Source organism: Flavisolibacter nicotianae (assembly GCF_003628535.1).
GTDB lineage: Bacteria > Bacteroidota > Bacteroidia > Chitinophagales > Chitinophagaceae > Flavisolibacter > Flavisolibacter nicotianae.
On sequence record NZ_RBCI01000035.1, the window covers coordinates 1 to 3181 of the forward strand.

General features: G+C 39.1%; 4 protein-coding genes. 3 read left to right on the top strand and 1 reads right to left on the bottom strand.

Features of this window, described 5'->3' with window-relative positions:
* From D6024_RS26120 to D6024_RS26135, 3 genes are all read left to right on the top strand, one after another.
* A partial coding sequence (locus tag D6024_RS26120; protein ID WP_121357771.1) for a hypothetical protein occupies nucleotides 1-510 on the top strand: 510 nt, incomplete at its 5' end.
* Between the two features lie 964 nt (nucleotides 511-1474).
* Nucleotides 1475-2116 (top strand): hypothetical protein, encoded by a 642-nt coding sequence (locus D6024_RS26130; protein WP_121357773.1) that lies wholly within the window; start codon nucleotides 1475-1477, stop codon nucleotides 2114-2116.
* Nucleotides 2117-2503: 387 nt separating this feature from the next.
* Entirely contained in the window at nucleotides 2504-2980 is a 477-nt protein-coding gene (locus tag D6024_RS26135; RefSeq protein WP_162945058.1) for a hypothetical protein, read from the top strand.
* Here the strand turns inward: D6024_RS26135 and D6024_RS27690 are convergent.
* Nucleotides 2972-3181 (bottom strand): hypothetical protein (locus D6024_RS27690; RefSeq protein ID WP_394338481.1); only part of this gene is annotated, 210 nt, incomplete at its 5' end. The genes D6024_RS26135 and D6024_RS27690 overlap by 9 nt on opposite strands.

Below are 3181 nucleotides of genomic sequence, written 5' to 3' on the forward strand. Positions count from 1 at the left end.
TGGTACATCCTGGATGTATACCCTACATTTGTGACGGAACAGGAAGAGCCGTGTGAATCGAGAGGTTCACGCACGGTTCTGTGGGAACATCGGGGTGAAACTCCCCGGTGTGACCCGACTAGCGGTTATTTTGCAACACACATGATTACGGACAAGAAAGGGAAAGAGTTTCTGAACATCCTAGTTGGTGAAAAACTAAGTTCTGTCACCTTTGTCATGGACTATCTACAATTGGATTTTGACGGAAACCAATTCACGTTATATGTATGGCCATTGGTGAGTGTGGATGGAAAGGAATACCGTTTTGGTGAACCATCTTACCGTGACTACCTCTGCTCATTAATCGCCCGAGTTGTAAAACAAACGAGCGGTGAACAGAAGAACTATTTCACCTTGGAATTTGAAAACGGTAGCAAACTGTCCGTGTCACTTGACCCCAACAGTCCAGAACTCTTTGGGGAAATTGCTCATTTTACAGATACGAACGGTAAATGGTACGTGTTCGACTAACAACCGCTAACATAGGCTTTTGCCAATATAGGCAGAAGAATATGTGTTGAATCAAAGAATTGCTATTTTGCTTCAGTAAATGAGTGAGGCGGTGGAATACAAAATCCCTATACTGGCTAAAGCCTCGCCACCTTAGCTGCAATGCTATCTGACACTTCAAAATCTTTCAATTATTTTTAATAAGCGACCAATCGAAGAAAAAATATCTTATATCGTTCAATGTAAGCAGAATTATCTATCCGGAATTTATCCTGCTGACAAAAGCGCTAAAGAAAAAGCTGGTTATAAAATACTGATAAATATTGCCAAGTCTTACTTTGACAAAAATCTCTATGATGATTTTGCCTTGTATTTTATGGAAGGGCAATACTTCATTCAACTTTGGACCGCTCATTTAATTTTAGAGTATGGACGACCAGATGAGGAATTGAAAAAAAGATGTTTAGACGAGATAAAGAAATATGCTAATAGTTCATTTTTGCCTGAAGTTGAAGGACAAGAGCAACAATGGTTAAAGATTTATGGAGACAATAATTCTTAATTAAAGTGCAACTAATTTTTAAAAGACTGATAAACGTTATTGGCTGGACATCATTTACAATTTGGTGCTTGCTGACATTTGTTGTTCTGTTTTTCTTAATAGGGCAAAAACCGCACGTAAAAGGGATTTCAAAAGCAGACCTAGTAGATTATAAACATATTTCAATTTGGATGCTAGGAATTTTCATAGTTGCCAAAACAATTCTATGGCTTTTAAAAGTTCGGCAAGAAAAGCAAAGCAGCTAACAGTGTGTTTATAAAATTGTGGCGGGACGTTAAGCATTCAACTATAAATCACTATTTTACTTTTGTGGTTAATTGAACCTGACGTTTTTCAAATGCCACAACTTCATAAACACTTTAACGTTAGCTGCCATTATGGAAACTGTCCATTTTTGCATCTCTTCTTTGATTGAAACTTCAAATGGACAGACCAAAACGTAAAAGAAACTATTACATTCCCGGTATCATCAGTTTGCTAATTCTTCCAATTGCCTTTTGTTTTTATGCAAAGCGAGAAATTCGGCAATCTACCGTTTGGGCTATGCCGCTCATTTGGTTTGACACAACCCGTCTAAACAAACTGGCGAAGCTTGACACAAACTTGGTGGAGAAGTTCCCACCAAAAAGGAATTTTCTAACCATTGCATTTACGGGTAACCCGAGCGACGACAGAACAAAGCTTGCCTATTCCGAAATCAGAATAAAGGAAATCCTGAATGGTGGCGACACGCTAAACGGCATCCATTTTCTATTTGGTGACAGTTCCAGTTACGGAACTATGGTTGGAGCATTCGATAATTTGCAAGCGAGTGGTGCAAAAAGATACGTAGCAGGTGAAAAAGACATTTGGTTTTGGCATGTTCCGCCTGACACAGTAAAGCCGCTTGAATATGAATGCTTGTTGTGCAACGATGTTATTTACGTTGAGCCAGAAATCTCTTGGTGGACAAAGACAAAAGAAAGTGTCAGCCATATTTGGAAAACGTCATGGCAGCTTATTTTGCTTTATTGCAGTTTTGTTGTTTCAGTTGTTGTCCTGCGACGAAAAGCCAACGGTAGCTAACAACAGTTTTCAGCTATGCCGGCAGACGATACGCAGCATCAGCAATTGTGCATCTTTCAGCTTCTGTTCCGGCTCGATATTCAATCTTCAACTTTAGTCCTTATTTTCATCATCAGTAATTCTATCAGCAGCAGTTCGGAGCAGACGAATATAAATCCCGGCACAGCAGAAAGCTGATGGACGTTAGCAGTAGTCTTGCCTTACATAAAACGACAGCCAAAGGTATTCTGCTGACAAAACTGTGAAACTTTTAGACCGAAGATTTCAAATTTAGGCAATCCGACCTTTTTCAAAGAAAGCAATATGAGTACTAAAGTAGTTATACTATCCTTATTTATTTATTTTTTTACTACGTCTTTTCAATGTAGCAAATGCCATGTGAAAGACATGTATATTGATAAAAGTAGAAGCTGGATACCGCAAAGAGGAACATCACAGTTGTCTTTTGTGGACGATACTGGCAACAGCACAAGCTTTTTAGCAAAGGGTGTAGACACAACCGTTGTTAATACAACAGATTGCGGTGACACCTATAACTATGAGTATATAACCAATGTGCTCTATCTCAACGCGGCCCATACTGATTCAATTCATTTTTCACTTTTTAACACAGCGAACCTTGAAGGAAGGGCAAGTGCCAACAATGCCTATTCCTTTTCAATGTTTGACATTTTTGGAAAGGCCAGAGAAGGAGTGCAGGCAAAAAACATTTTCAATTTTACCGCCGGCAACAAGACTTACCAACAGGGAATATTGGTATTCCGTAATGAATATTTTGCTGCTGAACTTGATTCGGTATTCTTAGCCAATAATGCCGGCATTGTTGCTTTCAAATATTACGGAAGGCATTATTCACTACGGTAAACGACTACTGCTAACATGAACTGTGCGAAAAACCAAATAAATTTTCAGGGTTTTGCCGAGCAGTAGTTTGGTTGGTAATTTTGCCGAGCAGTAGTTGGGTTGGTAAAGAGTGTTGTTTTTCATGACGGCAAAGACCTGTTTCAGGAGTTTATTGCATACCGCAATCAGTCCCTGTTTTCCTGTTTTTCCTTTTGCTCGTAA